Source organism: Frigoribacterium sp. PhB118 (assembly GCF_003751725.1).
In the GTDB taxonomy this organism is placed as follows: Bacteria; Actinomycetota; Actinomycetes; order Actinomycetales; family Microbacteriaceae; genus Frigoribacterium.
Map to the genome: position 1 here is coordinate 91393 of NZ_RKID01000002.1, position 24600 is coordinate 115992.

General features: G+C 70.9%; 30 protein-coding genes. 18 read left to right on the forward strand and 12 right to left on the reverse strand.

Annotated elements, in window-relative coordinates; genetic code table 11:
• Positions 1-45 precede the first annotated feature (45 nt).
• The 6 genes from EDF21_RS07385 to EDF21_RS07405 are packed head-to-tail and all read right to left on the reverse strand — an operon-like array spanning position 46 to position 5461.
• Positions 46-1029, reverse strand: coding sequence for a prenyltransferase (locus tag EDF21_RS07385; protein WP_233568415.1), 984 nt, complete (start codon positions 1027-1029; stop codon positions 46-48).
• Entirely contained in the window at positions 1026-1442 is a 417-nt protein-coding gene (locus tag EDF21_RS07390) for a lycopene cyclase domain-containing protein (RefSeq protein ID WP_199736288.1), read from the reverse strand. Before EDF21_RS07390 ends, EDF21_RS07385 begins: the two co-directional genes overlap by 4 nt.
• Positions 1439-1813 (reverse strand): lycopene cyclase domain-containing protein, encoded by a 375-nt coding sequence (locus EDF21_RS07395; protein ID WP_056049747.1) that lies wholly within the window; start codon positions 1811-1813, stop codon positions 1439-1441. Before EDF21_RS07395 ends, EDF21_RS07390 begins: the two co-directional genes overlap by 4 nt.
• Positions 1813-3516, reverse strand: a complete 1704-nt coding sequence (crtI, locus tag EDF21_RS07400; protein WP_199736290.1) for a phytoene desaturase family protein — start codon at positions 3514-3516, stop codon at positions 1813-1815. Before crtI ends, EDF21_RS07395 begins: the two co-directional genes overlap by 1 nt.
• On the reverse strand, positions 3513-4394 hold the full coding sequence (locus EDF21_RS16870) for a phytoene/squalene synthase family protein (protein ID WP_056049749.1): 882 nt from the start codon (positions 4392-4394) through the stop codon (positions 3513-3515). The genes crtI and EDF21_RS16870 overlap by 4 nt, the downstream gene beginning before the upstream one ends.
• The gene (locus EDF21_RS07405) at positions 4391-5461 is read right to left on the reverse strand and encodes a polyprenyl synthetase family protein (RefSeq protein ID WP_233568416.1); all 1071 of its coding nucleotides are present in this window, start codon (positions 5459-5461) and stop codon (positions 4391-4393) included. The genes EDF21_RS16870 and EDF21_RS07405 overlap by 4 nt, the downstream gene beginning before the upstream one ends.
• An 18-nt stretch (positions 5462-5479) precedes the next feature.
• Between EDF21_RS07405 and idi the strand changes: the two genes are divergently transcribed.
• Entirely contained in the window at positions 5480-6049 is a 570-nt protein-coding gene (gene idi, locus EDF21_RS07410; RefSeq protein ID WP_123570911.1) for an isopentenyl-diphosphate Delta-isomerase, read from the forward strand.
• A gap of 120 nt (positions 6050-6169) precedes the next feature.
• Here idi and EDF21_RS07415 read toward each other — a convergent pair whose 3' ends face one another.
• The gene (locus EDF21_RS07415) at positions 6170-7312 is read right to left on the reverse strand and encodes an acyl-CoA desaturase (protein WP_123570912.1); all 1143 of its coding nucleotides are present in this window, start codon (positions 7310-7312) and stop codon (positions 6170-6172) included.
• A 155-nt stretch (positions 7313-7467) separates the two neighbouring features.
• On the opposite strand from EDF21_RS07415, the gene EDF21_RS07420 reads away from it, so the two are divergent.
• Genes EDF21_RS07420 through EDF21_RS07430 form a run of 3 tightly spaced genes read left to right on the forward strand, consistent with a single transcriptional unit; the run spans position 7468 to position 9126 of the window.
• Entirely contained in the window at positions 7468-8151 is a 684-nt protein-coding gene (locus tag EDF21_RS07420; protein ID WP_148053656.1) for a hypothetical protein, read from the forward strand.
• 34 nt (positions 8152-8185) lie between these two features.
• Entirely contained in the window at positions 8186-8884 is a 699-nt protein-coding gene (locus tag EDF21_RS07425; protein ID WP_233568417.1) for a DUF308 domain-containing protein, read from the forward strand.
• Positions 8881-9126 carry a hypothetical protein gene (locus EDF21_RS07430; protein ID WP_043594098.1) on the forward strand — a complete coding sequence of 82 codons (246 nt, stop codon included), beginning with the start codon at positions 8881-8883 and terminating at the stop codon, positions 9124-9126. The genes EDF21_RS07425 and EDF21_RS07430 overlap by 4 nt, the downstream gene beginning before the upstream one ends.
• Positions 9127-9298: 172 nt before the next feature.
• Here the strand turns inward: EDF21_RS07430 and purB are convergent, their stop codons facing one another.
• From purB to EDF21_RS07445, 3 genes are read right to left on the reverse strand one after another with little or no spacing between them, the layout of a single operon-like run.
• Entirely contained in the window at positions 9299-10681 is a 1383-nt protein-coding gene (gene purB / locus EDF21_RS07435; RefSeq protein WP_123570915.1) for an adenylosuccinate lyase, read from the reverse strand.
• The gene (locus tag EDF21_RS07440; RefSeq protein WP_199736314.1) at positions 10678-11130 is read right to left on the reverse strand and encodes a low molecular weight protein-tyrosine-phosphatase; all 453 of its coding nucleotides are present in this window, start codon (positions 11128-11130) and stop codon (positions 10678-10680) included. Before EDF21_RS07440 ends, purB begins: the two co-directional genes overlap by 4 nt.
• Positions 11131-11180: 50 nt before the next feature.
• Positions 11181-11588 (reverse strand): phage holin family protein, encoded by a 408-nt coding sequence (locus EDF21_RS07445; RefSeq protein ID WP_056049758.1) that lies wholly within the window; start codon positions 11586-11588, stop codon positions 11181-11183.
• A 108-nt stretch (positions 11589-11696) separates the two neighbouring features.
• Between EDF21_RS07445 and EDF21_RS07450 the strand changes: the two genes are divergently transcribed.
• The 5 genes from EDF21_RS07450 to EDF21_RS07470 all read left to right on the forward strand — a co-directional run bounded on the left by EDF21_RS07450 (position 11697) and on the right by EDF21_RS07470 (position 17386).
• Positions 11697-12767 (forward strand): histidinol-phosphate transaminase, encoded by a 1071-nt coding sequence (locus tag EDF21_RS07450; protein ID WP_123570916.1) that lies wholly within the window; start codon positions 11697-11699, stop codon positions 12765-12767.
• Between the two features lie 30 nt (positions 12768-12797).
• Positions 12798-13958 carry a thiamine pyrophosphate-dependent dehydrogenase E1 component subunit alpha gene (locus EDF21_RS07455; RefSeq protein WP_056049763.1) on the forward strand — a complete coding sequence of 387 codons (1161 nt, stop codon included), beginning with the start codon at positions 12798-12800 and terminating at the stop codon, positions 13956-13958.
• Positions 13959-14017: 59 nt separating this feature from the next.
• Positions 14018-14983 (forward strand): alpha-ketoacid dehydrogenase subunit beta, encoded by a 966-nt coding sequence (locus EDF21_RS07460; RefSeq protein ID WP_370274458.1) that lies wholly within the window; start codon positions 14018-14020, stop codon positions 14981-14983.
• 10 nt (positions 14984-14993) lie between these two features.
• Complete coding sequence (locus EDF21_RS07465; protein WP_123570918.1) at positions 14994-16505, forward strand: dihydrolipoamide acetyltransferase family protein; 1512 nt, start codon at positions 14994-14996, stop codon at positions 16503-16505.
• Positions 16506-16654: 149 nt separating this feature from the next.
• On the forward strand, positions 16655-17386 hold the full coding sequence (locus EDF21_RS07470; RefSeq protein WP_123570919.1) for a GntR family transcriptional regulator: 732 nt from the start codon (positions 16655-16657) through the stop codon (positions 17384-17386).
• A 23-nt stretch (positions 17387-17409) separates the two neighbouring features.
• Here the strand turns inward: EDF21_RS07470 and EDF21_RS07475 are convergent, their stop codons facing one another.
• On the reverse strand, positions 17410-17868 hold the full coding sequence (locus EDF21_RS07475) for a PTS glucose transporter subunit IIA (RefSeq protein WP_123570920.1): 459 nt from the start codon (positions 17866-17868) through the stop codon (positions 17410-17412).
• Positions 17865-18098, reverse strand: coding sequence for a glucose PTS transporter subunit EIIB (locus tag EDF21_RS07480; protein WP_054145886.1), 234 nt, complete (start codon positions 18096-18098; stop codon positions 17865-17867). The genes EDF21_RS07475 and EDF21_RS07480 overlap by 4 nt, the downstream gene beginning before the upstream one ends.
• A gap of 217 nt (positions 18099-18315) precedes the next feature.
• Between EDF21_RS07480 and EDF21_RS07485 the strand changes: the two genes are divergently transcribed.
• From EDF21_RS07485 to EDF21_RS07525, 9 genes are all read left to right on the forward strand, one after another.
• Positions 18316-19575 carry a PTS transporter subunit EIIC gene (locus tag EDF21_RS07485; protein ID WP_056049777.1) on the forward strand — a complete coding sequence of 420 codons (1260 nt, stop codon included), beginning with the start codon at positions 18316-18318 and terminating at the stop codon, positions 19573-19575.
• A gap of 159 nt (positions 19576-19734) precedes the next feature.
• The gene (locus EDF21_RS07490) at positions 19735-20748 is read left to right on the forward strand and encodes a metal ABC transporter solute-binding protein, Zn/Mn family (protein WP_123571167.1); all 1014 of its coding nucleotides are present in this window, start codon (positions 19735-19737) and stop codon (positions 20746-20748) included.
• Positions 20745-21626 carry a metal ABC transporter ATP-binding protein gene (locus EDF21_RS07495; protein ID WP_369794407.1) on the forward strand — a complete coding sequence of 294 codons (882 nt, stop codon included), beginning with the start codon at positions 20745-20747 and terminating at the stop codon, positions 21624-21626. The genes EDF21_RS07490 and EDF21_RS07495 overlap by 4 nt, the downstream gene beginning before the upstream one ends.
• Entirely contained in the window at positions 21623-22513 is an 891-nt protein-coding gene (locus tag EDF21_RS07500; RefSeq protein ID WP_056049779.1) for a metal ABC transporter permease, read from the forward strand. Before EDF21_RS07495 ends, EDF21_RS07500 begins: the two co-directional genes overlap by 4 nt.
• A gap of 101 nt (positions 22514-22614) precedes the next feature.
• Entirely contained in the window at positions 22615-23028 is a 414-nt protein-coding gene (locus tag EDF21_RS07505; protein WP_054145907.1) for a Fur family transcriptional regulator, read from the forward strand.
• Positions 23029-23335: 307 nt separating this feature from the next.
• Entirely contained in the window at positions 23336-23572 is a 237-nt protein-coding gene (gene rpmB, locus EDF21_RS07510; protein WP_043595945.1) for a 50S ribosomal protein L28, read from the forward strand.
• Positions 23572-23739 carry a 50S ribosomal protein L33 gene (gene rpmG, locus EDF21_RS07515; protein ID WP_043595944.1) on the forward strand — a complete coding sequence of 56 codons (168 nt, stop codon included), beginning with the start codon at positions 23572-23574 and terminating at the stop codon, positions 23737-23739. Before rpmB ends, rpmG begins: the two co-directional genes overlap by 1 nt.
• Positions 23740-23741: 2 nt before the next feature.
• Entirely contained in the window at positions 23742-24047 is a 306-nt protein-coding gene (gene rpsN / locus EDF21_RS07520) for a 30S ribosomal protein S14 (protein WP_043595941.1), read from the forward strand.
• Between the two features lie 105 nt (positions 24048-24152).
• A complete protein-coding gene (locus EDF21_RS07525) occupies positions 24153-24440 on the forward strand; it encodes an HU family DNA-binding protein (RefSeq protein WP_043595940.1) in 288 nt (95 codons plus the stop codon).
• The last annotated feature ends 160 nt before the right edge of the window (positions 24441-24600 follow it).

Consider the following 24600-nt stretch of genomic DNA (forward strand, 5'->3'; position numbering starts at 1 on the left):
CCGAGGGGCTAGGGGCGAGGGCCGACGACCGCAGGAGGCGCGGCGTCAGCCCCGCAGGAACACCCACCAGATCATGAGCATCGTCACGACGAACCCGCTGACGAAGTTGAGCGCCAGGAAGCGTCGCCACCCCCGGTTGACCTCTTCGGCCCGGTCGTCGGTCACGTTCCACCAGGGTCCGCAGCTGATCGCGTAGGGCAGGGTGAGCAGGGCCGCCAGCGGGCCGGGCCACTCGGTGAAGGTCAGCAGCACGCCCGCCAGCAGGTAGGCCACCACCGAGAGGCGGACGGTCGCCCGGGCGCCGATCTCGGTCGCGATCGACGAGATGCCGCCCTCGCGGTCGGCGAGCACGTCCTGCACGGCTCCGAACGCGTGGCTCGCGACGCCCCAGAGGAAGAACGCCCCGAGCAGCGCCCACAGCTGGGGCGTGAACGTCGCCCCGGCCAGCACGAGACCGTAGACGGCCGGGCTGACGAAGTGCGTGCTCGAGGTGACCGAGTCGACGAAGGGGCGCTCCTTGAAGCGCAGGCCGGGAGCCGAGTAGGCGATCACGGCGAAGACGCTGACGGCGAGCACGAGCCAGCTGAGCGGGTCGCCGACCGCCACGAGGAACACCAGGAAGGGCACGTTCGTGATCACTGCGGCGCGCAACGTCGTGCGGTGCAGGCTGCGGTCGAGCAGCGCACCCTCGACGCCGCCCTTGCGCGGGTTGTGCAGGTCGCTCTCGTAGTCGAAGACGTCGTTGATGCCGTACATCGCGAGGTTGTAGGGGATCAGGAAGTACAGGGCGCCGACGATCAGCACGAGCCAGTTCACCGGGCCGAGGGCGTTCTCCGCCGTGGCGAAGAGGACGGCCTCCGTGCCGGTCGGCGTCACGTCGACCTGGGAGAGCGGCTGGTACGACCCGAGGTAGCCGGTCGTCACCGGCGCGAGCAACGAGGTCAGCACGTACGCCGCCGCGAACGGGAACGCCGTGTTGATCCAGCTCAGGGGCCGGGACGAGACGAACAGGGCCTTGATCGTGTTCACGAGCGCGCCTCCTCGACGGTCGTCGACCCGCCGGCCGCCGGCGCCGCGGGGCCGCGGGGCGTCTTCGGGCCGCCGAGCAGCACCCACACCGACGGCAGCAGGACGAGTGCCGCGACCGCGTAGGCGAAGTCCTCGAGCGGGGCGATGCCGACGAAGACCCCGCTGATCCGGGCGGCGTCGTAGCCGACCAGCCCGATCCCGATCATGACGTTGTCGAACACGGCGGTCATCACGAGCAGCACGCCGGTCGCCAGGCCCGCCCCCAGCAGTTGCTCGCGCCGCCGCCGCGACCTCTCGGCCGGGGACGAGGAGGCGCGCGCGGCCCGGCCACGCACGCCTGCGGTCACCAGCGCCAGCACCCCGAGCACCGCGACGATCGACAGGAACACCGCGTTGACGGCCCAGTAGGTCACGACGCCACGCCGTCCACCGGTCGACCGGACTGCGTGGAGCTCGCGCCACGCCGGTCGAGCACGACGGCCGCAGCCATCCGGGCCGCGGCCAGCAGGTTCATCGTCAGGTAGCAGAGCAGCGTCAGGAAGAAGACCTCTTCGAGCGGCAGCTCGGTCGCCACCAGCACGCCGGTCATGAACGAGGTCTCGCCGCGGAAGAAGATGCCGAGGTCGATGCCGACGACGTCCCAGACCAGGAAGAACACGACGCCGACCAGCAGCGTCACCGCCGCCCGGGGCACGTCGCGCCAGAAGAACAGGCGGAACCTGCGGTCGAGCATCACCATGCCGAACAACGAGACGAGCAACGCCGCGAGGTAGACGAAGCCCATCAGCCGACGGCGGGCTCGGGGAGCGGCTCGGTGCTGGTGTCGCCGCGCAGGTTCTTGAGCAGCACCTCGGCGCTGATCAGGCACATCGGCAGGCCGATGCCCGGACGGACCGACCCGCCGGCGTAGAACAGCGAGTCGACGTGGGTCGAGACGTTGCCGGTGCGGAACAGGGCGCTCTGGGCGAGCGTGTGCGCGGGGCCGAGCATGCTGCCGCTCCAGGCGTTGACGTCGTCGACGAAGTCGCGCGGACCACGGGTGCGCCGCACCACGATCCGCTCGGCGAGGTCGGGCACGTGCGCCCACTCGGCGATCTGGGCGATGACGCCGTCCGCGAGACGCTCGATCATCGGGTCGCCGTCACCGTCGACGTCGCCCGAACCGAGGGCCGGGTCGGCGGGCAGTGGCACCAGGACGAAGAGGTTCGTGTGCCCGGCGGGCGCGGTCGACGGGTCGACGGTGCTCGGCTTGCAGACGTACAGCGACGGGGGGTCGGGGATGCGCTTGTCGGCGCCGAAGATGCGCTCGAAGTTCTCGTGCCAGTCGCGGGCGAAGAGCAGCGTGTGGTGCTCGAGCTCGGGGATCTCGCCCTCGACGCCCAGGTAGAGCAGCAGGGCGCTCGGCCCGGGGTTCTTCTTCGCCCAGTACGACGAGTCGTAGGTGCGCAGCTCGCGGGGCAGGAGCCGTGTCTCGGTGTGGTGCAGGTCGGCCGCGCTCACGACGAGGTCGGCGTCGACGCGGTGCGTCGCTCCCTCGGCGTCGGTCCAGTCGACCCCGGTCGCCTCGGCGGTCGCCTTCGAACCGCGCGGCAGGGCTGCGCCCTCGACCCCGAGCGGCTGCGTCACGATCCGGGTCACGGTCGCGCCGGTCACGACGGTCACCCCGGCCTCGACGGCCACGTCGCGGATGGCCTCGATCACCGAGATGAGGCCGCCCTGCGGGTACAGCACGCCGTCGTCGAGGTCGAGCGTGCTCATGAGGTGGTACATGCTCGGCGTGTCGAACGGCGACGAGCCGAGGAAGACCGCGGGGTACCCCAGGATCTGACGGAGGCGCGGGTCGGTCACCGTGCGGGACGCGTACGAGTCGAGGCTCGTCAGCAGCAGCCGGGCCAGCTTCGGCAGGCGGACCAGCACGTCTCCGCGCAGCAGGGGCGTGAGGCTGCCGAAGCTCGTGTAGAGGAACCGCCGTTTGGCGATCTCGTAGGTGTCGCGGGCGGACCGGAGGTACCGGCGCATGCGCTCACCGCTGCCCGGTTCGACGCGCTCGAACAGCTCGACGTTCTCTTCCAGGCCGCGCGGGACGTCGATCGGCGCACTCGCCGCGGGGGCGTCGGGCGTCGGCTCGAACAGCACGCGGTAGCCCGGGTCGAGTTCGACGAGGTCGAGGCGCTCGGCGGCCGACGTGCCCATCAGGCGGAAGAAGTGGTCGAAGACCTCGGGCATGAGGTACCAGCTCGGGCCGAGGTCGAAGCGGAAGCCCTCGTGGCTCCACGACCCGGCACGGCCACCGACCTCGTCGTTCTTCTCGAGCAGGGTGACCTCGTGGCCCTCGCGGGCGAGCAGCGCAGCCGAGGCCAGGCCGCTGATGCCGCCGCCGATCACGACGACGCGGCGGCCGTGGCGGGTGACGCTCAGGCCGTGCGACTCGTCGGACGCCCCGGTGCCCGCACCCGTCGCCCCGCGGTCGACCGTGTCGCGGCTCATGCGCGGGCCTCGGGCAGCCGGGTGACGCGACCGGCGGCGGCGCCCGCGGCGATGCGCACCTTCACCGGGTTCGGAACGCGCACGCGCGCCCGGACCAGCGAGGAGGCGGGGGTCGCCTCGAGACGCCGGTTCAGCTCGGCGAACAGGCCGTGGGCCAGTGCCACCGCCCGACGCGAGGACGTCGGCAGCACGGGGATGATCTCGCCGCTCACGCGGAGGTCGTCGTCGATGTCTCGCACCAGTCTCGTCTTGGTCTGCTCGTCGAACGTGGTCACGTCGACTCCGGGGAAGTAGCTGCGGCCGAGCTGCTCGAAGTCGGCCGCGAGGTCACGCAGGAAGTTGACCTTCTGGAAGGCCGCGCCGAGGCGCCGGGCGCCCTCTTCGAGTTCGGCGACCGTGCTCGGGGGGAAGGGGTGCCCGTGGAGGAACGCCTTGAGGCACATCAGGCCGACGACCTCGGCCGACCCGTACACGTAGGCGTCGAACGACGCCTGGTCGTGCTCGCGGGCACTGAGGTCGGCCCGCATCGACGCGAAGAACGGTGCGGTGAGCTCGGCACCGAACCCGGTGGCGCGGGCGGTGCGGGCGAAGGCGTGCACGACCAGGTTGGGGCTGAAGCCCTCGACCAGGGCCCGCTCGGTCTCGGCCTCGAAGCCGTCGAGCAACCGGCCCGCCGCGTCGGCGCCCAGACCGGCCTCGGTCGCGGGGCCGTCGACGATCTCGTCCGCCACGCGCACGAGCGCGTACACGTTCTCGACGTGCTGCCGCACCTCGCCGCCCAGCAGGCGCGAGGCCAGTCCGAACGACGTCGAGTAGCGGCGGATCACGCCTCCCGCGGTCGCGTCGGCCACGGAGTCGTACAACGACAAGCCCGTCATCGCACCCTCTCGAGGACGTCCTGGACGACCGGCGTCAACGCCTCGCGCAACGACTCGGGCACCTCGGCCCGGTCGAGCACGTCGAGCGCACGGCGGGCGTGCTGCTCGACGAGTCCCTCGGCGAAGGAGCGGGCGCCGCAGACCTCGAGGCGACCACGGACGTGCTCGGCCTCGGCCTCGCTGAGGTCGGCCTTGCCGATGAACGGCTGGATCGTGAACCACTCGTCGGTCGTCGCGGCGTGGGCGACGAGCACCGTGCGCTTGCCCTCGCGGAGGTCGCCGCGGGTGGTCTTGCCGGTGGCCTCTTCGGTGCCGAAGACCCCGAGCAGATCGTCGACCACCTGGTACGCGACCCCGACCTCGCGGCCGAAGTCGCCGACCGCCGTGACGACGGCCTCGCCCGCGCCCGCCAGCACGGCACCCGCCTGCAGCGGTGCCTCGAACGAGTAGACGGCCGTCTTGGCGCGCTCCATGTCGAGGATCTCGTCGACGGTCGGCAGTTCGGCGGCCAGGGAGAACTCGACGTCGACCATCTCTCCGCCCGCGCTGACGAAGATCGCCTCGTCGAGCAGGTCGAGCAAGCGCGTGCGGACGTGGTCCTGGCAGCCGATGCCGAGCAGCATGCGACTGGCCCCGGTCAGGGCGAGGTCGCCGGCGATGACGGCGGCCGACATGCCCCGGTGTTCGGCCGCGGGGGTCGGGATGCCCGCCGTCGTCGCGGTGTCGCGGTAGCTGCCCGAGACGTTGGGGATGCCGCGTCGCGAGAAGTCGCGGTCGATGACGTCGTCGTGGACGATCAGGGCCGTGTGCAGCAGCTCGAAGGCCGCGCCGACCCGGGCCACGGCCTCGTCGTCGGTGCCCCCGAGGGCGTCGTAGGCCGTGAAGACCATGCGGGGCCGGAAGCGCTTGCCCCCGGCGCTGTTGCGCTCGAGCACCGACCAGAGATCGACGTAACGCCAGCCCACGGACTCGGCGCGGCGCTTGGCCAACGCGAAGAAGTCGTCGAGGACGGCGTCGACACGATCGTGTCTCGCCCGCGTGCCTGCGTGCAGGTGATCACCGTCCACCAGGGCAGACTACCTCTCATGACCCGTGAGATCTCGACGCATCCCCAGCCGACGTCCGGTGACCGCCCGGGCGCGCACGACGAGCTCGTGGTGCTCCTCGACGACGAGGGCACGCCCATCGGCACGACCGCGAAGGCGACCGTGCACACCGCCACGACGCCATTGCACCTGGCGTTCAGCTGTCACGTCACCGACGACCTCGGCCGCGTCCTGGTCACCCGTCGAGCCCTGTCGAAGAAGACCTGGCCCGGCGTCTGGACCAACTCGTTCTGCGGCCACCCCGCCCCCGGCGAGACGCCCGCCGAGGCGTTGATGCGGCGCGCCCACCAAGAGCTCGGCATGGAGGTCCGCGACGTCGAGGTGATCCTGCCCGAGTTCCGGTACCTCGCCACGGACGCCTCGGGCGTGGTCGAGAACGAGATCTGCCCGGTCTTCACGGCCCGCGCCGTCGGCCTGCCCGATCCCTCGCCCGACGAGGTCGCCGAGTGGGCGTGGGTCGAGCCCGGAGAGCTGCGCGACGCGGTCGCGGCGGCACCCTTCGCCTTCTCGCCCTGGTTGGGCTGGCAGCTGGCCGCCTGGCCCACCTGAGCGAGACGGACGACGAGGGCTCCTCCGGGGACGACGAGGGCTCCTCGGGGGACGACGAAGGCGCGAGCCGGATCGCCTGACCCGGCCCGCGCCTCCTGCGGTCCTGTTGTTCGACGCCGCCTAGCGCGGACGCATCGCGTACGCCGCGGGGCAGTCGAACGGGTCGCGGGCCGAGAGGCCGACGCGGTTGAGGTACCGGATGACGATCGCGTACGACTTGCCGATCGTCGTCTCGGTGTAGGGGATGCCGTGCTCGGCGCAGTGCGCCTTCACCAGGGCGCTGGCCGCGCGCAGGTTCGGACGCGCCATGCTCGGGAAGAGGTGGTGCTCGATCTGGTAGTTCAGCCCGCCCATGAAGGCGGTCGAGTACCGACCCGTGATGTTGCGCGAGGTGAGCACCTGCTTGCTCAGGAAGTCGACCTTCGCACCCTCGGGGATGATCGGCATGCCCTTGTGGTTCGGGGCGAAGGACGACCCCATGTAGAGGCCGAAGACGGCCATCTGCACGCCGATGAAGGCGAAGGCCATGCCGAGCGGCAGGAACCAGAAGACGACGCCGAAGTAGGCGACGAGGCGCACGGCGATGAGCGTGATCTCGAGCGCGCGGCCCTCGACCTTGTCACGGCCGAGCAGCGTGCGGAACGAGGTCACGTGCAGGTTGACGCCCTCGCCGAGCAGCAGGGGGAAGAAGAAGTAGCCCTGACGGCGGGTGATGAAGCCGAGCACGCCGCGCTGCTTCGCCGCGTCCTCTTCGAGGAACGAGATCGTGTCGAACGCGATGTCGGGGTCTTTGCCCTTGGTGTTCGGGTTGGCGTGGTGGCGGCTGTGCTTGGTCATCCACCACGCGTAGCTGATGCCCACGACGCCGGCCGCGAGGACGCGACCGACCTTGTCGTTGCGCGTGCCCGACTCGAACACCTGGCGGTGCGCGGCCTCGTGCGTGAGGAACGCGAACTGCGTGAGGATGACGCCGAGGGCCGCGGCGATCAACAGCTGGAACCAGCTCGAGCCCAACAGGACGAACCCGGTGGCCGCGCCGCCGAGGCACGCGACGAGGACGACGAAGACCGTCACGTAGAAGCCGGTGCGGCGTTGCAGCAGGCCCGCCTCGCGCACGGACTTGAGCAGGCTCGAGTACGTGCTGGTCGGCTTGCCGACCTGTCCGGCGACGGTGGGGCGGAACCCGGCGGGTGCCGCACCTGCCGGTGCGTGGACGATGCGCGGGTACGCGGTTCGGGGGGTCGTGGGGACGGTGGCGGTCATCGGGCTCCCGCGGCTGGTCGACTTCTCAGCCGGGTGGATGGGCCGGAGGCGGCCCGAAGATGGTGCGAACGTAACGGCGTGGGCTGGGAAGGTGTCGGGAGGTCGCCGTGCAGGAGGGTTGCGGCTTCTCGTATTTCACACGTAACCTATCGTCGATGACAGCGAGTTTCGTCGAGCGGCTCCGCGGGGTGGTGCACGACCTCGAGCAGGTGCCCTACAGGACGGGCGAACGCGACGCCCATCAGGGCCACGGCCTGCGGGACTCCGCCCTCGGGGCGGCGGCGTCGGACGCACCGGCGCACGAGATCGAGATCTCCGGGCTCGAGGTCCTCGTCGGGCTCTGGCCCGACGCGAAGGACGGCCACGGTTCATGGCTCGGAGGCGGCACCGTGGTGGGCATCGGGCCACGGCCCGCCACGGTCGTGGCGGGCTACGCCGACCTGCTCTTCGTGAGCACCGAGGGCGCCCGACGCACCTACTACCGACTGCTCACCGCCGACCACCCCGACCCCGACGTCGCGACGGTGCGCCTCCTCGAGTGCGTGAAGGAGGTCCGGCCCGGCTGGCGGTCCACGTGGGCCGACACGACCACCGCCTACACCCGGGTCAGCCGGTTGCCGACCGGCGTGCGGATCGCGGTGGGGCTGGACACGGCCGAGGGGCTGGCCTCCACCCGACGTTCGCTGGACGGTGTGCTCGCGGGGTTGTCGCTCGAGGCCGAGGGGGTGCTGCGGGTGACGCCTGCCCACATGGCACGTCAGCTCGGGACGCTCAGGGGCCGCGGCTGGCCGTTGACGCTCGGCACCGTCCGCCGCTTGGCGTTCAGGAGCGCGCGGTAAACTCGGCGGGTCCCCCACCCGTGAAAGAGGTCTCGTGACGCCTGCGCACCACGACTCCGGCGCGACCGCCCCCGTGGCGTCGCCCGACCCCTCGGGCAGGGGCGTCGACCCGTCGCTCTCCGCGTACTGGCCCGTCCCCGTGCTGCGTGCCGTCCCGGCCCTCTCGGCCGCGGCGGCCATCACCTTCAACCCCGACCACTCGCCCCAGGTCGGCCTGCTGACCTTCGGGGCGGCGGCGGTCGCCGGCGGTGTCGTGCTCGCCGTCGGATCGGCCCTGCGCCTCCACGACCGCTCGAGCCGCACCATCGCCGTCCTGCAGGGCGTCGTCGGTGCCGTGATCGGCGCCCTCTGCCTCGTCTTCTCGCACGGTCAGCTGCCCGTGCTGGTCGCCTTCGTCACGGCCTGGGCCGTGCTGACCGGCGGCCTCGAACTGCTCACCGGCCTGCGACGTCGTCGTCGCTCGCCGCTCGCCCGTGACTGGACGACCGTCGGCGTGCTCACCCTGGTCCTGGCCCTGGTCTTCCTGGTCGTCCCGCCGGACTACAGCCAGCAGCTCGGCGGCATCGAGCAGATCGAGGGCGAACTGACCTCCTCGACCGTGCTCGTCGGCATCCTGGGCGCCTACGGCGCCCTGGTCGGCGTGTTCCTCGTGATCGCCGGCCTCTCGCTCAAATGGCAGACCGGGCACCCGGCCCCTGCCGACACCCCTGACGACAAGGGACGAACGTCATGACCCACCCCACCTGGCGCGACCGGTTCCGCCCCGCCGAGTTCCTCGGACTGTCGGGCGTCTTCGCCGCCTTCGTCGGCCTCGTCGTGCTCATGACGACGCGCGACCTCCAGCTGGCGCTGATCTTCCTCTGCATCGGCTTCATCGTCGCGCTCGTCACGATCGCCATGCTCGCCCTCGCGGCCAAGCCCAACGACGACGAGCGACACGAGATCGACGACGCCGACAAGCCGCGGGGCCACTGACGCTGGTCGACCGCCGCGGCCTCTCGGCCGCTGCCCCGTCGCTGACCGTCGGCCGCTGCCCCGTCGCTGACCGTCGGCCGCTACTCCGTCGCGGCCCGTCGGCCGCTGATCCGTCGCGCGGCGCCCTCGGGTGCGCGGGCCGTCCTGACGGGCCGACCCGCGCCTCCTGGGGTCAGGCCAGGCGGTCGACGAGCTGGGCCGCGATGCCCGTGTAGGTCGCCGGGGTCAGGGCCACGAGGCGCTGCTTGGCCTCGTCGGACACGTCCAGACCCTCGACGAACGCGACCAGTTCGGCCTGGCCGACGCGCTTGCCGCGGGTCAGCTCCTTGAGCATGGCGTAGGGGTCGTCGATCGAGGATCGTCCGGCGACGACCTCGGCGCGGATGACCGTCTGGATGGCCTCGGCGAGGACCTCCCAGTTGGAGTCGAGGTCGGACTCGAGGGTCACGGTGCCGACGGCGATCTCGCCGAGGCCGCGACGCAGGTTGTCGAGCGCGAGCATCGAGTGGCCGAACGCGACCCCGATGTTGCGCTGGGCCGACGAGTCGGTGAGGTCGCGCTGCTGGCGGCTGGTGACCAGGGTCGAGGCCAACGAGTCGAAGAGCGCCGACGAGATCTCGAGGTTGGCCTCGGCGTTCTCGAAGCGGATCGGGTTGATCTTGTGGGGCATGGTCGACGAGCCGGTCGCCCCCGCCTGCGGGATCTGCGTGAAGTAGCCCATCGAGATGTACGACCACACGTCGGTGGCGAGGTTGTGCAGCACCCGGTTGGCGTGGGCGACGCGCGAGTAGAGCTCGGCCTGCCAGTCGTGCGACTCGATCTGCGTCGTCAGCGGGTTGAAGGTCAGCCCCAGGGCGTCCTCGACGAAGGAGCGGGCCGTCTCGGGCCAGTCCAGCCCGGGGTCGGCGACGACGTGGGCCGAGAACGTGCCGGTCGCCCCGCTGAACTTGCCGAGGAACTCGGTGCCGACGATCTGCGAGCGCAGACGCTGCAGGCGGTGCGCGAACACGGCGAACTCCTTCCCGACCGTGGTCGGCGTCGCCGGCTGCCCGTGGGTGTGCGCGAGCATCGGCACGTCGCGGGCGTCGGTGGCCCAGGTGGTGAGGGCGGCGAGCACGGCGTCGAAGGCCGGGAGCCAGACGTCGAACAGGGCCGCCTTGACGGTGACCGCGTACGACAGGTTGTTGATGTCCTCGCTGGTGCAGGCGAAGTGGGTGAGTTCGGCGATCCCGTCCAGCCCGAGCTCGGCCAGCCGTGCCCGCACGAAGTACTCGACGGCCTTGACGTCGTGACGGGTCGTCGCCTCGAGCCCGGCGAGTTCGTCGATCGCCGCCTGGCCGAAGTCGGTGACGACGGCCCGCAGCGCCCGCTTCTGCTCGTCGTCGAGCGGCGTGGAGCCGAACGCGCGGCGGTCGGTCTGGGCGATCAGCCATTCGACCTCGACGTGCACGCGGGCCCGGTTCAGCCCCGCCTCGCTGAGGTGGTCCCCCAGCGTGCCGACCGACGAGCGGTAGCGGCCGTCGAGCGGGCTGAGGGGCTGAGGAGGCAACGTCATGACTGTCCCTTGCGGAGTGCGGGTTCGATCTGGCGGAAGAGGGCCGAGCAGGCGCGCTCGACCATGTCGAGCACCTCGTCGAAGAGTGCTGCGTCGGAGTAGTACGGGTCGGGGACGTCGAGACCGCCACCCGCCGGCGCCGCGTCGGGAGCGAAGGTGAGCAGCAGCTGCACCTTCGAGCGGTCGGCGTCGTCGCCTGCCCAGGCCCGGAGGATGCGTTCTTGGCCGCGATCGAACGCCACCACGAGGTCGTAGCGTGCGAAGTCGTCGGCCTCGAACTGCTTCGCCCGGTGCCGGGAACCATCGTAGCCGCGGCGCTCCAGGGCCTCGACGGTGCGGGGATCGGCCCCCTCGCCGACGTGCCAGTCGCCGGTGCCCGCGCTCGTGACCTCGACCCGGTCGCCGAGGCCGGCGTCGTCGGCGAGCGAGCGCAGCACGGTCTCGGCCATGGGCGAGCGACAGATGTTGCCCGTGCAGACGAAGCAGATGCGGAACCGGTTCACCGCTTCCGGTCACCCCGCCCGACCACGGGGCGGACGACGACGCCGATGGCCCAGGCGAAGACCGCGAGCACGACGGCACCGATCACGCCCCACCAGAAACCGTCGATCGTCAACCCGAAGCCGAAGAGATCCGAGATCCACGCCACGATCAGCAGCAGCAGCCCGTTCACGATCAACGCGATCAGGCCGAGCGTCAGGATGTAGAGGGGGAAGGCCACCACCCGGATCGCCGTGCCGACCACGCCGTTGACGATTCCGAAGACCAGGGCGAGCAGCAGGAAGGTCACGATCGTCTCGAGGGTGCCCCCTGCTCCGTAGGGCGTCACCGTCACCCCCGACACGAGCAGCGTGGTGAGCCACAGGGCCACCGCGTTGATGAGCAGCCTCACGACGAATCGGGTCATCCCCCCATCATGCCGACCTCTCCTCCACGGGCGGTAGTGCCCGACCGGATCCCCCGAGGAGGCGCGGTGCCCTGCCGCGACGCGGCCCCCGCCCCATAGGCTGGCCGCGTGACCACTCCCGTCCGACTCCGTCCCGAGATCGCCGCCCTCCCGCCCTACCGCCAGGGCAAGCAGGCGTCCCCCGACGCCTTCAAACTGTCGTCGAACGAGAACCCGTTCGAGCCCCTCCCCTCGGTCGTCGAGGCCGTCCGTGGCGCCGTCTCGCTGAACCGCTACCCCGACGCCTCGGCGACGGCCCTGCGGACCGCCCTCGCCACCCGGTTCGGCGTCACCGTCGACGAGGTGCACGTCGGCGCGGGGTCGGTCTCGTTGCTGGCCCAGTTCGTGCTCGCCGCGGCCTCGGTCGGCGACGAGGTCGTCTACGCCTGGCGTTCGTTCGAGGCCTACCCGGGGCTCGTCACGGTGGCCGGAGCGACGAGCGTCCAGGTGCCGCTGCGGGCCGACGGGGGCCACGACCTCGAGGCCATGGCCGCGGCCGTCACCGACCGCACCCGCGTCGTCATCGTCTGCTCCCCCAACAACCCGACGGGCACCACGGTGTCGACGGGCGAGTTCGAGTCGTTCATGGCCGCGGTGCCCGACGACGTGCTCGTGCTGCTCGACGAGGCGTACGCCGAGTTCGTCACCGACAGCACGGCCGTCGACGGCGAGACGCTCACCGAGCTGCACCCGAACCTCGTCCTGCTGCGCACCTTCTCGAAGGCGTACGGGCTGGCCGCACTCCGCGTCGGGTACGCGATCGGCGCCTCCTACCTGCTCGACGCCGCGCGGGCCACGGCCATCCCCCTCGCCGTCACCGAGCAGGGCGCGGCCGCGGCCCTCGCCTCGCTCGACCACGCCGACGAGCTGCTCGGGCGGGTCGACCGCATCGTCCTGCTACGCGACCAGGTGCGACGCGCCCTGATCGACCAGGGGTGGACGGTGCCCGAGGCGCAGGGCAACTTCGTCTGGCTCGCCACGGGCGAGCACACGGCGGCCGCCGCCCAGGTGTTCGCCGACCACGGGGTCGTCGTCCGGCCGTTCGCGGGAGAGGGCGTGCGCGTCACGATCGGCGAGCCGTCGTCGGTCGACAAGCTGCTGCACGCCGCCCAGCAGATCGTCGACCTCACATCCCGGTGACGGCATATGCCGCGGAATAGATTGGACGCCATGTCTTCCTCCGAAGCGACCGACGCGCCGCCGCCCGTCCAGCTCCTGTCGCCGTCGGGCGAGGTGGTCGAGTCGGCTGCGGCCGACGAGTTCCGCCCCTACGTCGACGCCCTCGGCGACGACGGACTCCGCGCCCTGCACCGCGACATGGTGCTGACGCGTCGATTCGACCGCGAGGCCGCGGCACTCGCGCGCCAGGGGCAGCTCGCCCTCTGGGTGCCGAGCCACGGCCAAGAGGGGGCCCAGGTCGGCCTGGCCCACGCGACCCGCCCGCAAGACCACCTCTTCCCGTCCTACCGCGAGCACGCCGTCGCGCTGTCCCGCGGCATCGACCCGGTCGACATCCTGCGTCTGCTGCGCGGTCACACGCACGGCGGCTGGAACCCTGCCGAGCACCAGAACTTCCACGTCTACACGCTGGTGATCGGTTCGCAGACGCTGCACGCGACCGGCTTCGCCATGGGGCTCGGCCTCGACGGCAAGAGCGGCACGGGCGATCCCGAGGTCGACCAGGCCGTGGTCACGTTCTTCGGCGACGGGGCGACCAGCCAGGGAGACGTCAGCGAGGCCCTGGTCTTCGCCGCGAGCTTCCAGACCCCCGAGCTGTTCTTCCTCCAGAACAACCAGTGGGCGATCAGCGTGCCGGTCGCGCGCCAGTCGCGCACGCCGCTCGTCGCCCGGGCCGGCGGCTTCGGCATCCCCGGCACGCAGGTCGACGGCAACGACGTGCTCGCGAGCTACGCCGTCAGCCGCCGCGACCTCGAGGCCGCCCGCGGCGGCGGCGGGCCCCGCTTCATCGAGGCGCTCACCTACCGCGTCGGCGCGCACACCTCGTCCGACGACCCCACCAAGTACCGCACCGACGACGAGCTGCAGTCCTGGATCGCCCGCGACCCGATCACGCGCTTCGAGGCCTTCCTGCGGAACCGAGGCGAGGGGGACGCGTTCTTCGCCGACCTCGAGACCGAGGGCGACGACCTCGGAGCCGACGTCCGTCGGCGCACGGTCTCGCTGCCGAACCCCGACCGCGGCCTCATCTTCGACCACGTGTACTCCGAGCCGCACCCGCTCATGACCGAGCAGAAGCAGTGGCTGGCGACCTACGAGCAGAGCTTCGGCGGCGCGGGCGAGACCGCGACCACCGACGAGGGGGCAGCATGACCGACACCGTCGAGAACCCGACCGGCACGACCGCGTCGACCCGCGCCTCCGTGCAGTCCATGCCGCTCGGCAAGGCGATCAACGCCGGCCTCCGCAAGGCCATGGCCGACGACCCCCGCGTCCTGCTGATGGGAGAAGACATCGGCACGCTCGGCGGCGTCTTCCGCGTGACCGAGGGGCTGCAGGCCGAGTTCGGCGACAAACGCGTCATCGACACCCCCCTCGCCGAGTCCGGCATCGTCGGCACCGCCATCGGACTCGCGATGGGTGGCTTCCGCCCGGTCTGCGAGATCCAGTTCGACGGCTTCATCTACCCCGGCTTCGACCAGATCACGTCGCAGCTCGCCAAGCTGACCAACCGGCACGAGGGCACCCTGACGATGCCCGTCGTGATCCGCGTGCCCTACGGCGGGCACATCGGCGCGGTCGAGCACCACCAGGAGAGCCCCGAGGCGTACTTCGCCCACACCGCGGGCCTGCGCGTCGTCAGCCCGAGCACGCCGCACGACGCCTACTGGATGATCCAGGAGGCGATCGCGTCGAACGACCCCGTCATGTTCTTCGAGCCCAAGAGCCGTTACTGGCCCAAGGGCGACGTCGACCTGAGCGACCCGCAGGCACCGCTGCACGCGAGCCGCGTCGTCCGGACGGGCACCGAGGTCACCCTGCTGGGGCACGGCGCGATGGTCAGCGTGCTGCTGCAGGCGGCCGAGATCGCGGCCGCCGAGGGCGTCTCGGCCGAGGTCGTCGACCTGCGGTCGCTCTCACCCGTCGACTACGGGCCCATCCTCGAGTCGGTCCGGAAGACCGGGCGCCTCGTCGTGGCGCAGGAGGCCCCCGGTTTCGTGTCGGTCGGCTCCGAGATCGCCGCCACCGTCGCCGAGAAGGCCTTCTACTCGCTCGAGGCACCCGTCCTGCGCGTCAGCGGCTTCGACACCCCCTTCCCTCCCGCCAAGCTCGAGACGCAGTACCTGCCCGACGCCGACCGCGTGCTCGAGGCGGTCGACCGGGCCCTGGCCTACTAGGAGTCACGACATGACCAGCGAATTCACCCTGCCCGACGTCGGCGAGGGCCTGACCGAGGCCGAGATCGTCGAATGGAAGGTCGCTCCCGGCGACAGCGTCGAGATCAACCAGGTGCTCGTCGAGATCGAGACCGCGAAGTCGCTCGTCGAGCTCCCCTCGCCCTACGCCGGCGTGGTCGAGAGCATCCTCGTCGAACCGGGTACCACGGTCGACGTCGGCACCCCGATCATCCGGGTCGGCGACTCGACGGCACCAGCGACCCCGTCGGGTCGGGCCGCCGAGTCCGAGTCCCTCGAGTCGGGCGGACTCGCCCGCACGGCGCAGGTCGTGTCGCAGAACGAACAAGCACTCTCCGCGCAGCGCGCCCGCCAGGCCGAGCCCGTGGCGTCCGCCACCCCGGTGCAGAGCTCCTCCCCCGCCGCCCCGGCCCGCTCGGCCGACGCGGTCAGCGCCGACGGCGACACCGGCTCGGTGGCGCACGCCCCCGAGGCCCCGGCCGACTCGGGGTCGGGTGCCGTGCTCGTGGGCTACGGCGCCGCGGGGGGTCACGGCTCGACCCGTCGCCGCCGACCGTCGCAGACCGAGGTCGACGCCCGGCAGCTGCGCGTCGCCGAGCAGGCCCGGCGGCGCCCGACCACGTCGGTGCCCGCCGCGCAGGCCCTGCCGATCATCGCGAAGCCGCCCATCCGCAAGCTCGCCAAAGACCTCGAGGTCGACCTCGCCGTCGTCCAGCCGACCGGCCTGGCCGGAGAGGTCACCCGCGACGACGTCATCCGTCACGCCCAGCAGGCCAGCGTCTTCCGCAACATCGAGACGCCCGAGTGGGGCGAGGAACGCGTCGAGCGCATCCCCGTCAAGGGCGTCCGCAAGGCCATCGCCGCGGCCATGACGTCGTCGGCGTTCACCGCCCCGCACGTCAGCCTGTTCGTCGACGTCGACGCCACCCGCACGATGGAGTTCGTCAAGCGGTTGAAGGCGTCGCCGCAGTTCGCCGGCGTCAAGGTCTCGCCGTTGCTGATCATGGCCAAGGCGATCATCTGGGCCGTGCGACGCAACCCGATGGTCAACTCGGCCTGGACCGACCGCGAGATCCTCGTCCGGCACTTCGTCAACCTCGGCATCGCCGCGGCCACCCCACGTGGCCTCATCGTGCCGAACGTCAAGGAGGCCCAGTCGATGAGCCTGCTCGAGTTGGCCCAGGCCCTCGAACAACTGACGCTGACCGCCCGAGACGGCAAGACGACGCCGGCCGACATGCGGGACGGCACGATCACGATCACCAACATCGGCGTCTTCGGCATGGACACCGGCACGCCGATCCTCAACCCGGGCGAGGTCGCGATCGTGGCCCTCGGCACGATCAAGCCCAAGGCCTGGGTGGTCGACGGCGAGGTCCGCTCGCGCATGGTGACGACGATCGGGGCGAGCTTCGACCACCGCGTGGTCGACGGCGACGTCGCCAGCCGGTTCGTGGCCGACGTGGCGAGCGTCCTCGAAGAGCCCGCCCTCCTGCTCGACTGAGCCCGCGCCTCCTCGTCCGTTCCTGGGAACCCCGCGGGCAGCCGGGCCCCGACCTGGCTGGCGACGGACGGCGTGCAGTAACGTCGAGGTCAGGACGACCGGTCATGACCAGATGGGACCACCCTCGGGCGCGACGGACGAGGGGGGCCATGACCGACCGCATCACCGACGGAGCCGTGCCGAAGCACGAGCAGTTGCGCTCCATCGTGCAGCGGCTCGCGGCCGGTCAGCAGCCCGGCTCGGCGATCGCCAGCGAGCGCCAGCTCATGCTCGAGTACGGCGTCAGCCGGATCACGGTCCGCGAGGCCGTGGGGCAGCTGGTGAACGAGGGTTGGCTGACCCGCGTGCGGGGCAAGGGCACCTTCGTGGCCCACCGCGTGGTCCAGTCGACGCTGCACCTCGCCTCGTTCACCGACGAGATGACCAAGCTCGGCCACGTGCCGAGCACGGTGGTGCTGGTCAAGGCCGAGACGACTCCGCCGCCCGAGACGGCCGCGGCCCTCGGACTCGAGGACGGCGCCTCGGCGTTCCACGTCAAGCGCCTGCGCCTGGCCGACGGCGTGCCGGTCAGCATCGACGACGGCTGGTACCCCGCGGACCGACTGCCCGGGCTGCTCGACCACGACCTGAGCCGTTCGCTCTACCGGACCCTCGACGGCGACTACGCGACGCCGATCACCCGCGCGACCCAGACGGTCAGCGCCGAGGGGGCCGACGCCGACGTCGCCACGCTGCTCGGCACGAGCGAGGGCGCCCCGGTGATGTACTTCGACCGGATCTCGTTCGCCGGCGACGTCCCGCTCGAACACGCCAAGAGCTGGTACCGCTCCGACCGCTACCGCCTGCAGATGCAGGTCGAATCGGGCACGACGCCCGACTGACTCACGGCCGCGAGGCGTCGGCCTCAGAGGTCGAAGAGGGGCTCCCCCGAGGCGACGGTCGTGCCGACGGCCTGCTGCGGGACGCTGTCCGGGGCGCTGTCGAGCACGACGACCGGGATGACGGCCGAGTAGCCCGCCTCGGCCACGACGGCCGGGTCGAAGCGGACGACGACGTCGCCCGCCGCGACGGTCGCCCCCTCGGCCACGACGAGCTCGAAGCCCTCGCCGCCGAGCTTGACCGTGTCGATGCCGACATGAACGAGCAGGCCGGTGCCCGACCCGCCCACCACCACGAACGCGTGCGGGTGCAGCTTGACGATCTCGCCGGCGACCGGCGAGACGACGGAGACCACACCCCCTCCAGGAGGCGCGCTCGGCTCGACCGCGACGCCCGCGCCCACGAGCTGCCCGGCGAAGACGGCGTCGGGCACCTCAGCGAGCGCCGTCACCCGGCCGGCGACGGGCGAGAGGACCGTGGTCACGGCAGCAGGTCGTTGATGTCTTCGGCGAGCGAGTCGGCGATCGTGCCGACGATCACCTGGACGCTGCCCCCCGCGTGGACGACGGCGGTGGCTCCCGCGGCCTTGAGGGCGGCGTCGTCGACGAGCGAGATGTCCCGGACGTCGGTGCGGAGGCGCGTGATGCAGCCCTCGATCTCCTCGATGTTGTCGGCGCCGCCGAGTCCGTCGATCATGGCCTGTGCTTTCGACATGAGCTGTTCTCCTCCGTGGGTCGGTCGCTCGCGGCGACGAGGGTGTCGTCCTAGTTGACACCACCCGTCGGTCTGAGGAAACTACCACTCACTGGTCATGACCGGACAGGACCGGAGGCTCCGCGCTCGACGCGACCCGCGCCTCCGGAACCGCCCCACCCGCACGACACCCGACCCACCCCGCACCCCGGCTGCTCACCGACGAGAGGACCACCTGATGACGACGACGACCGAGTCGGCCCCGACCAAGAAGAGGGGCTCGGCCGCCTTCGCGGTGCTGCAGCGCCTCGGGCGCAGCCTCATGCTGCCGATCGCGGTGCTCCCGGCGGCGGGCATCCTGCTGCGACTCGGGCAGGCCGACCTGCTCGGCGCGATCCCCGGCTTCGAGACGGGCGCCTCGGTGATCGGCGCCGCCGGGCAGGCGGTCTTCACCTGGCTGCCGCTGATCTTCGCGGTCGGCATCGCGATCGGCTGGGCGAAGAAGTCGGACGGTTCGACGGCCCTCGCCGCGGTCGTCGGCTACATGGTGATCGACGGCGTCTTCAAGGCCATGTCGCCGGTCGTGCTCGCGGGCCGTGAGACCCCGACGGGCGACCCCGAGGTCATCAACTACGGCGTGCTGGCCGGCATCGTGATGGGCATCCTCTCGGCGATGATCTGGCAGCGCTTCTACCGCACGAAGCTGCCCGACTTCCTCGGGTTCTTCTCGGGCCGTCGCATGGTGCCGATCCTCACCGCCGTCACGGGCCTGGTCGTCGGCGTCGTCATGTCGTTCATCTACCCCCTGTTCAACAACGCCCTCACCGGCATCGGCCAGGCGGTCGCGTCGAACGACGTGGTCGGCAGCGGCATCTACGGCGTCGCCAACCGCCTGCTGATCCCCACCGGCCTGCACCACATCCTCAACTCGGTCGTCTGGTTCCTGGTCGGCGACTACACCAACGCCAGCGGCGAGATCGTCCGGGGCGACCTGAACCGCTTCTTCGCCGGCGACCCGAGCGCCGGGGTGTTCATGACCGGGTTCTTCCCGATCTTCATGTTCGCCCTGCCCGCCGCGGCCCTGGCGATCTGGCGTCACGCCCGCCCCGAGAAGAAGAAGCTGATCGGCGGCATCATGCTGTCGACCGCGCTGACGGCGTTCATCACGGGCATCACCGAGCCGCTCGAGTTCTCGTTCATGTTCGTCGCCTGGCCGCTGTACGTGATCCACGCGGTGCTGACCGGCACGTCGATGATGCTGGTCAACGCACTCGACATCCACACCGGGTTCACCTTCTCGGCGGGGTTGATCGACTACGTGCTGAACTTCAACATCTCGCAGAACTCGATCTGGCTCATCCCGATCGGGCTCGGCTACGCGGTCGTCTACTACGTCCTGTTCAGCTTCGTTATCAAGAAGTGGAACCTCAAGACGCCCGGCCGCGAGGACGACGACGCCGCCGGCGCCGAGTCCGTCGAGGCCGCCACGAAGGCCTAGGCGCGCTGCGACACCCCCTGTCCGGCATCACACCCTCGGAACAGGGGGTGTCGTGCCGAGCAGGGGGTGTCGCGCTGTCTCGGGACGCGGGAGGCGCGCTCGGCCGACCCGCGCCTCCTCGTTTTGACAATCATTATCAGTAGCAATAGCGTGACGGCCATGAAGATGCGCTCGCTGCCGACCCTGCTCGTCCTGCCCGCCGCCGCGGCCCTCGTGCTGAGCGGTTGCGCCACGGGCGCCTCGGGCTCGACCGACTCCACCGACGGAGGCGCGATCTCGGTGGTCACGTCGACCAACGTCTACGGCGACATCGCCACGACCGTCGGAGGCGACCTGGTCGACGTCACCAGCATCATCAGCGACCCCTCGCAGGACCCGCACTCGTACGAGGCCGACGCCCGCACGCAGCTGGCCGTCTCGAAGGCCGACGTGGTCGTCGAGAACGGCGGCGGCTACGACTCGTTCGTCGACACGATGGTCGACGCGAGCGGAACCGACGCCACGGTGATCAACGCCGTCGACGTCTCGGGCCTCGACCCCGAGGCCGGGCACGACGACCACGCCGACGAGGCCACCGACGCCGCGAGCGACGACGCCACCGCAGACGCCGACGCCGACGCCGACGAGCACGACGACCACGACCACGCCGCGTTCAACGAGCACGTGTTCTACAGCCTGCCGAGCATGGCGAAGCTCGCCACGGCCCTGGCCGACGAGTTCGGCCGGGTCGACACGGCGAACGCCGACACCTTCACCGCGAACGCCGAGGCCTTCGGCACGAAGATCGCCGACCTGGAGGCGCAGGCCGCCTCGATCAAGACGGCCCACGACGGCGACCCGGTCGCCTACACCGAGCCCGTGCCCGGCTACCTCTTCGACGCGATGGGCCTGGTCAACGTGACGCCCGAGCCCTTCTCCGAGGCGATCGAGGAGGGCGACGACGTGTCGCCCGCCGTGCTCAACGACACCCTGAAGCTCTTCACCGACGGGAAGGTCGACCTGCTCGCCTACAACGAGCAGACCTCGAGTCCCGAGACCGAGCAGGTCGAGAAGGCCGCGACCGACGCCGGCGTCGCCATCGTGCCGGTCACCGAGCTGCTGCCCGAGGGGGAAGACTACGTGGCATGGCAACAGAGCAACATCGACGCGATCTCGGCGGCCCTCGGCGAGTGACCGACCCGTCCGGCGCGACCTCCGTCGCCGCCGCCACCCGCGCCTCCTCGGCCGGTGGCGGCGGCGACGCCGTGCTGCGCCTCCGCGACGCCGGGGTCTCGTTCGGCGCCCGCACGCTCTGGTCGGGTCTCGACCTCGACGTGCGGCCGGGCGAGTTCATCGCGGTGCTCGGGCCGAACGGTGCGGGCAAGACGACGATGCTGCGCACGATCCTCGGGCAGCAGCACCTGACCGAGGGCAGCATCGAGTTCCTCGGCCGGCCGGTCGGGCGCGGCCACCGCCGCATCGGCTACGTGCCGCAGCAACGACTGATGGAGTCCGGCACCCCGCTGCGTGCCCGCGACATGATCGCGCTCGGCGTCACGGGCCACCGCTGGGGGCCGCGCCGCGAGACCCCCACCGAACGAGCCCGCATCGACGCCCTGGTCGACGAGGTCGGCGCCACCTCGTTCGCGACCTCTCCGGTCGCGAGCCTCAGCGGCGGCGAGCAGCAGCGCACCCGGGTCGGCCAGGCGCTGGCCGCCGAACCGGCCCTGCTGCTCTGCGACGAGCCCCTCATCTCGCTCGACCTGCGGCACCAGCGCGAGGTCACCCGCCTGATCGACGAGCAGCGGCGGGCCCGCAACGCCGCGGTCGTGTTCGTCACGCACGACGTCAACCCCATCCTCGACGTCGTCGACCGGGTGCTCTACCTCGCCGGAGGCCGGTTCCGCATCGGAACACCCGACGAGGTGCTGCGCGCCGACGTGCTGAGCGACCTCTACGGCACTCCGGTCGACGTGATCCGCACCATGGGGCGCATCGTGATCGTCGGCAGCCACGACGGGCACGACCACCACGTCGACGAACACCTCGACGACGAAGGACTCGTCCGATGACCGACCTGTGGTCGCAGCTGTTCAGCTTCCAGGACTTCGGCGAGCTGCTCGTGCTGGTGCGCAACAGCGTCGTCGCGGGCGCCGTGCTCGGCCTGGTTGGCGGCCTGATCGGGCCCTTCGTGATCACGCGCAACATGCCCTTCGCGGTGCACGGCATCAGTGAGCTCTCGTTCGCCGGTGCCGCCGCCGCCCTGCTGCTCGGCGTGAACGTCGTCAGCGGCTCGCTCGTCGGCAGCCTGATCGCCGCCCTGCTGATCGGGCTGCTGGGCACCCGGGCGCGGGAGCGCAACTCGATCATCGCGGTGCTCATGCCGTTCGGCCTGGGCCTCGGCATCCTCTTCCTGGCGCTCTACCGAGGGCGGTCGGCCAACAAGTTCGGGCTGCTGACCGGCCAGATCGTGTCGGTCGACAATCCGCAGCTGGGCTGGCTCGTCGCCATCTCGGCCGTGGTGATCGTCACGCTGATCGTCATCTGGCGTCCGCTGACCTTCGCCAGCGTCGACCCCGACGTCGCCGCGGCGGCCGGCGTCCCCGTGCGCACGCTCGGCATCGTCTTCATGCTCGTGCTGGGTCTGTCGGTCGCGGTGTCGGTCCAGATCATCGGGGCGCTGCTCGTCCTCTCGCTGCTCGTCACACCCGCCGCGGCCGCGCTGAGGCTGACCGTGAACCCGCGACTCGTGCCCGTGCTGAGCGTGACCTTCGCCGTCGTCTCGGTCGTCGGCGGCATCCTGCTCGCCCTGGGCGGCGGCCTGCCGATCAGCCCCTACGTCACCACGATCTCGTTCACGATCTGGCTCGTCTGCCGCCTGGTCGGCTGGCGTCGCACGGCCGCCGCCGTGAAGCCGCGCAGGGGCCCGCGGGTACCCTTGGCACCGACCGGCGTCTGAGGCAGACCGGGGTCCGACACACCTGGTCCCGGTGCACCGGGACCCGACGCACCGAGGTCCGACGCACAGAGGTCCGACACACAGAGAGGCAGGACGCCGTGGTGGTCCGACGCAACACGTGGCAACGCGAGGCCGTGCGAGAAGCACTCGGCACGAGCGAGGGGTTCGTCAGCGCGCAGGCGCTGCACGCCCACCTGCGCGAGACCGGCATCGGCCTGGCCACGGTCTACCGGGCACTCGCCGACCTCGCCGCCGACGGCTCGGCCGACTCGCTGCAGCAAGAAGGCGAAAGCCTCTACCGCGCCTGCACCCCGGGCACGCACCACCACCACCTGATCTGCCGCAACTGCGGCACCACCGTCGAGATCGAGGCCGACGAGGTCGAGACCTGGGCCCAGCACGTCGCCGCGACGCACGGGTTCACCGAGGCGCAGCACGTGGTCGACGTGTTCGGCCTGTGCCCCGCGTGCACGGCCGAGGCCCGCGCGGCAGCCGACGCCTCCGCGATCCGCTGAGCCGCGCCTCCTCGATCCGCTGAGCCGCGCCTCCTCGTCCCGTCGGCGCGCGCCGAGGCGATCGCGTGGCCGCAGCCCCGGGTTCCGAGCGCCGAGCCCCGAGCCCCGACCCCCAGTCGGGGAGGCGCGGGTTGCGTGGGTCCGGGCGTGTCGCGTAAGCTCTCCCTTTGGTTGGACGCTCTCTGCGCCCATGTGCACCGCCTCCCGGCTACACCGCCCGATCCTTCGATCGGGCAGGGGGACCGGCGCGCCGACAAGTGACCTTGGGTGAGGGCTCCTGCCCTCACGGTATCTACGGAGGAAAACCATGGCAGCAACCTGCCAGGTGACCGGAGCCGTTCCCGGCTTCGGACACAACATCTCGCACTCGCACCGACGCACCAAGCGTCGTTTCGACCCGAACATCCAGAAGAAGACGTACTACGTGCCGTCGCTTCGTCGTAACGTGACCCTTCAGCTCAGCGCCAAGGGCATCAAGGTCATCGACGCTCGTGGCATCGAGTCGGTCGTCAAGGACCTGCTCGCTCGTGGGGAGAAGATCTAATGGCTCGTCAGCAGGACGTCCGTCCCATCATCAAGCTCCGCTCGACGGCGGGCACCGGTTTCACGTACGTGACCAAGAAGAACCGTCGTAACAACCCCGACCGTCTCGTGCTGAAGAAGTACGACCCGGTGATTCGCAAGCACGTCGAATTCCGCGAGGAGCGCTAAAAATGGCCAAGAAGAGCATGATCGCCAAGAACAACCAGCGCGCCGAGATCGTGGCCCGCTACGCCGAGAAGCGTCTCGAGCTGAAGAAGGCCCTGATCGACCCGAACGGTTCCGACGAGAGCCGCGAGGCGGCTCGCCTCGGTCTGCAGAAGCTGCCGCGCAACGCGTCGCCGGTCCGCCTCCGCAACCGCGACTCGGTCGACGGCCGCCCCCGCGGTCACCTCAAGGCCTACGGCATCAGCCGCGTGCGTTTCCGCGACATGGCCCACCGTGGCGAGTTGCCGGGCATCACGAAGTCTTCCTGGTAGGTTTCAACCGGTTCCACAGGGCCCTCGGCTCTCTGGTCTCGACCGCACAGGCATGGTGAACGCCGTGTCTCGTCACACCGAATGAAGTCCGAGGAGGACATTTACATGGCTGACAAGTCACTGAACCGTACCGAGCTCGTCGCAGCTGTCGCATCCGAGTCCGGCCAGAGCCAGGCCGCCGTCAGCGGCGTCGTCGACGCGTTCTTCTCCGTCGTCTCGAAGTCGGTCGCCGACGGCACGAAGGTCACCATCCCCGGGTGGATCGCTTTCGAGAAGACGCACCGCGCCGCTCGTACCGGCCGCAACCCGCAGACGGGTGAGGCCCTCGAGATCGCCGCCAGCGACAGCGTCAAGGTCAGCGCCGGCAGCAAGCTCAAGGCTGCGGTCAAGTAGTCCTCGCTCTCACGAGCACCCGAGAAGGGGCGTGACGACCATCGGTCGTCACGCCCCTTCTCTCGTTCCCCCTCGTCTCGTCCCGCCCCGCCGACAGGCTCGGTCGTCCGTGCGCCGGTCGCCCGGACGGATCACTCGACGTCGAGCGACGCCCCCCACC

Bases quoted from the DNA above. Each gene is read 5' to 3' on its own strand.
- EDF21_RS07395 (WP_056049747.1), bottom strand. From the start codon at position 1,813: ATGGGCTTCGTCTACCTCGCGGCGTTGCTCGTCTCGTTGTTCGGCATG.
- crtI (WP_199736290.1), bottom strand. From the start codon at position 3,516: ATGAGCCGCGACACGGTCGACCGCGGGGCGACGGGTGCGGGCACCGGG.
- EDF21_RS16870 (WP_056049749.1), bottom strand. From the start codon at position 4,394: ATGACGGGCTTGTCGTTGTACGACTCCGTGGCCGACGCGACCGCGGGA.
- idi (WP_123570911.1), top strand. From the start codon at position 5,480: ATGACCCGTGAGATCTCGACGCATCCCCAGCCGACGTCCGGTGACCGC.
- EDF21_RS07415 (WP_123570912.1), bottom strand. From the start codon at position 7,312: ATGACCGCCACCGTCCCCACGACCCCCCGAACCGCGTACCCGCGCATC.
- EDF21_RS07420 (WP_148053656.1), top strand. From the start codon at position 7,468: ATGACAGCGAGTTTCGTCGAGCGGCTCCGCGGGGTGGTGCACGACCTC.
- EDF21_RS07430 (WP_043594098.1), top strand. From the start codon at position 8,881: ATGACCCACCCCACCTGGCGCGACCGGTTCCGCCCCGCCGAGTTCCTC.
- purB (WP_123570915.1), bottom strand. From the start codon at position 10,681: ATGACGTTGCCTCCTCAGCCCCTCAGCCCGCTCGACGGCCGCTACCGC.
- EDF21_RS07440 (WP_199736314.1), bottom strand. From the start codon at position 11,130: ATGGCCGAGACCGTGCTGCGCTCGCTCGCCGACGACGCCGGCCTCGGC.
- EDF21_RS07445 (WP_056049758.1), bottom strand. From the start codon at position 11,588: ATGACCCGATTCGTCGTGAGGCTGCTCATCAACGCGGTGGCCCTGTGG.
- EDF21_RS07455 (WP_056049763.1), top strand. From the start codon at position 12,798: ATGTCTTCCTCCGAAGCGACCGACGCGCCGCCGCCCGTCCAGCTCCTG.
- EDF21_RS07460 (WP_370274458.1), top strand. From the start codon at position 14,018: ATGCCGCTCGGCAAGGCGATCAACGCCGGCCTCCGCAAGGCCATGGCC.
- EDF21_RS07465 (WP_123570918.1), top strand. From the start codon at position 14,994: ATGACCAGCGAATTCACCCTGCCCGACGTCGGCGAGGGCCTGACCGAG.
- EDF21_RS07470 (WP_123570919.1), top strand. From the start codon at position 16,655: ATGACCGACCGCATCACCGACGGAGCCGTGCCGAAGCACGAGCAGTTG.
- EDF21_RS07480 (WP_054145886.1), bottom strand. From the start codon at position 18,098: ATGTCGAAAGCACAGGCCATGATCGACGGACTCGGCGGCGCCGACAAC.
- EDF21_RS07485 (WP_056049777.1), top strand. From the start codon at position 18,316: ATGACGACGACGACCGAGTCGGCCCCGACCAAGAAGAGGGGCTCGGCC.
- EDF21_RS07490 (WP_123571167.1), top strand. From the start codon at position 19,735: ATGAAGATGCGCTCGCTGCCGACCCTGCTCGTCCTGCCCGCCGCCGCG.
- EDF21_RS07500 (WP_056049779.1), top strand. From the start codon at position 21,623: ATGACCGACCTGTGGTCGCAGCTGTTCAGCTTCCAGGACTTCGGCGAG.
- rpmB (WP_043595945.1), top strand. From the start codon at position 23,336: ATGGCAGCAACCTGCCAGGTGACCGGAGCCGTTCCCGGCTTCGGACAC.
- rpmG (WP_043595944.1), top strand. From the start codon at position 23,572: ATGGCTCGTCAGCAGGACGTCCGTCCCATCATCAAGCTCCGCTCGACG.
- rpsN (WP_043595941.1), top strand. From the start codon at position 23,742: ATGGCCAAGAAGAGCATGATCGCCAAGAACAACCAGCGCGCCGAGATC.
- EDF21_RS07525 (WP_043595940.1), top strand. From the start codon at position 24,153: ATGGCTGACAAGTCACTGAACCGTACCGAGCTCGTCGCAGCTGTCGCA.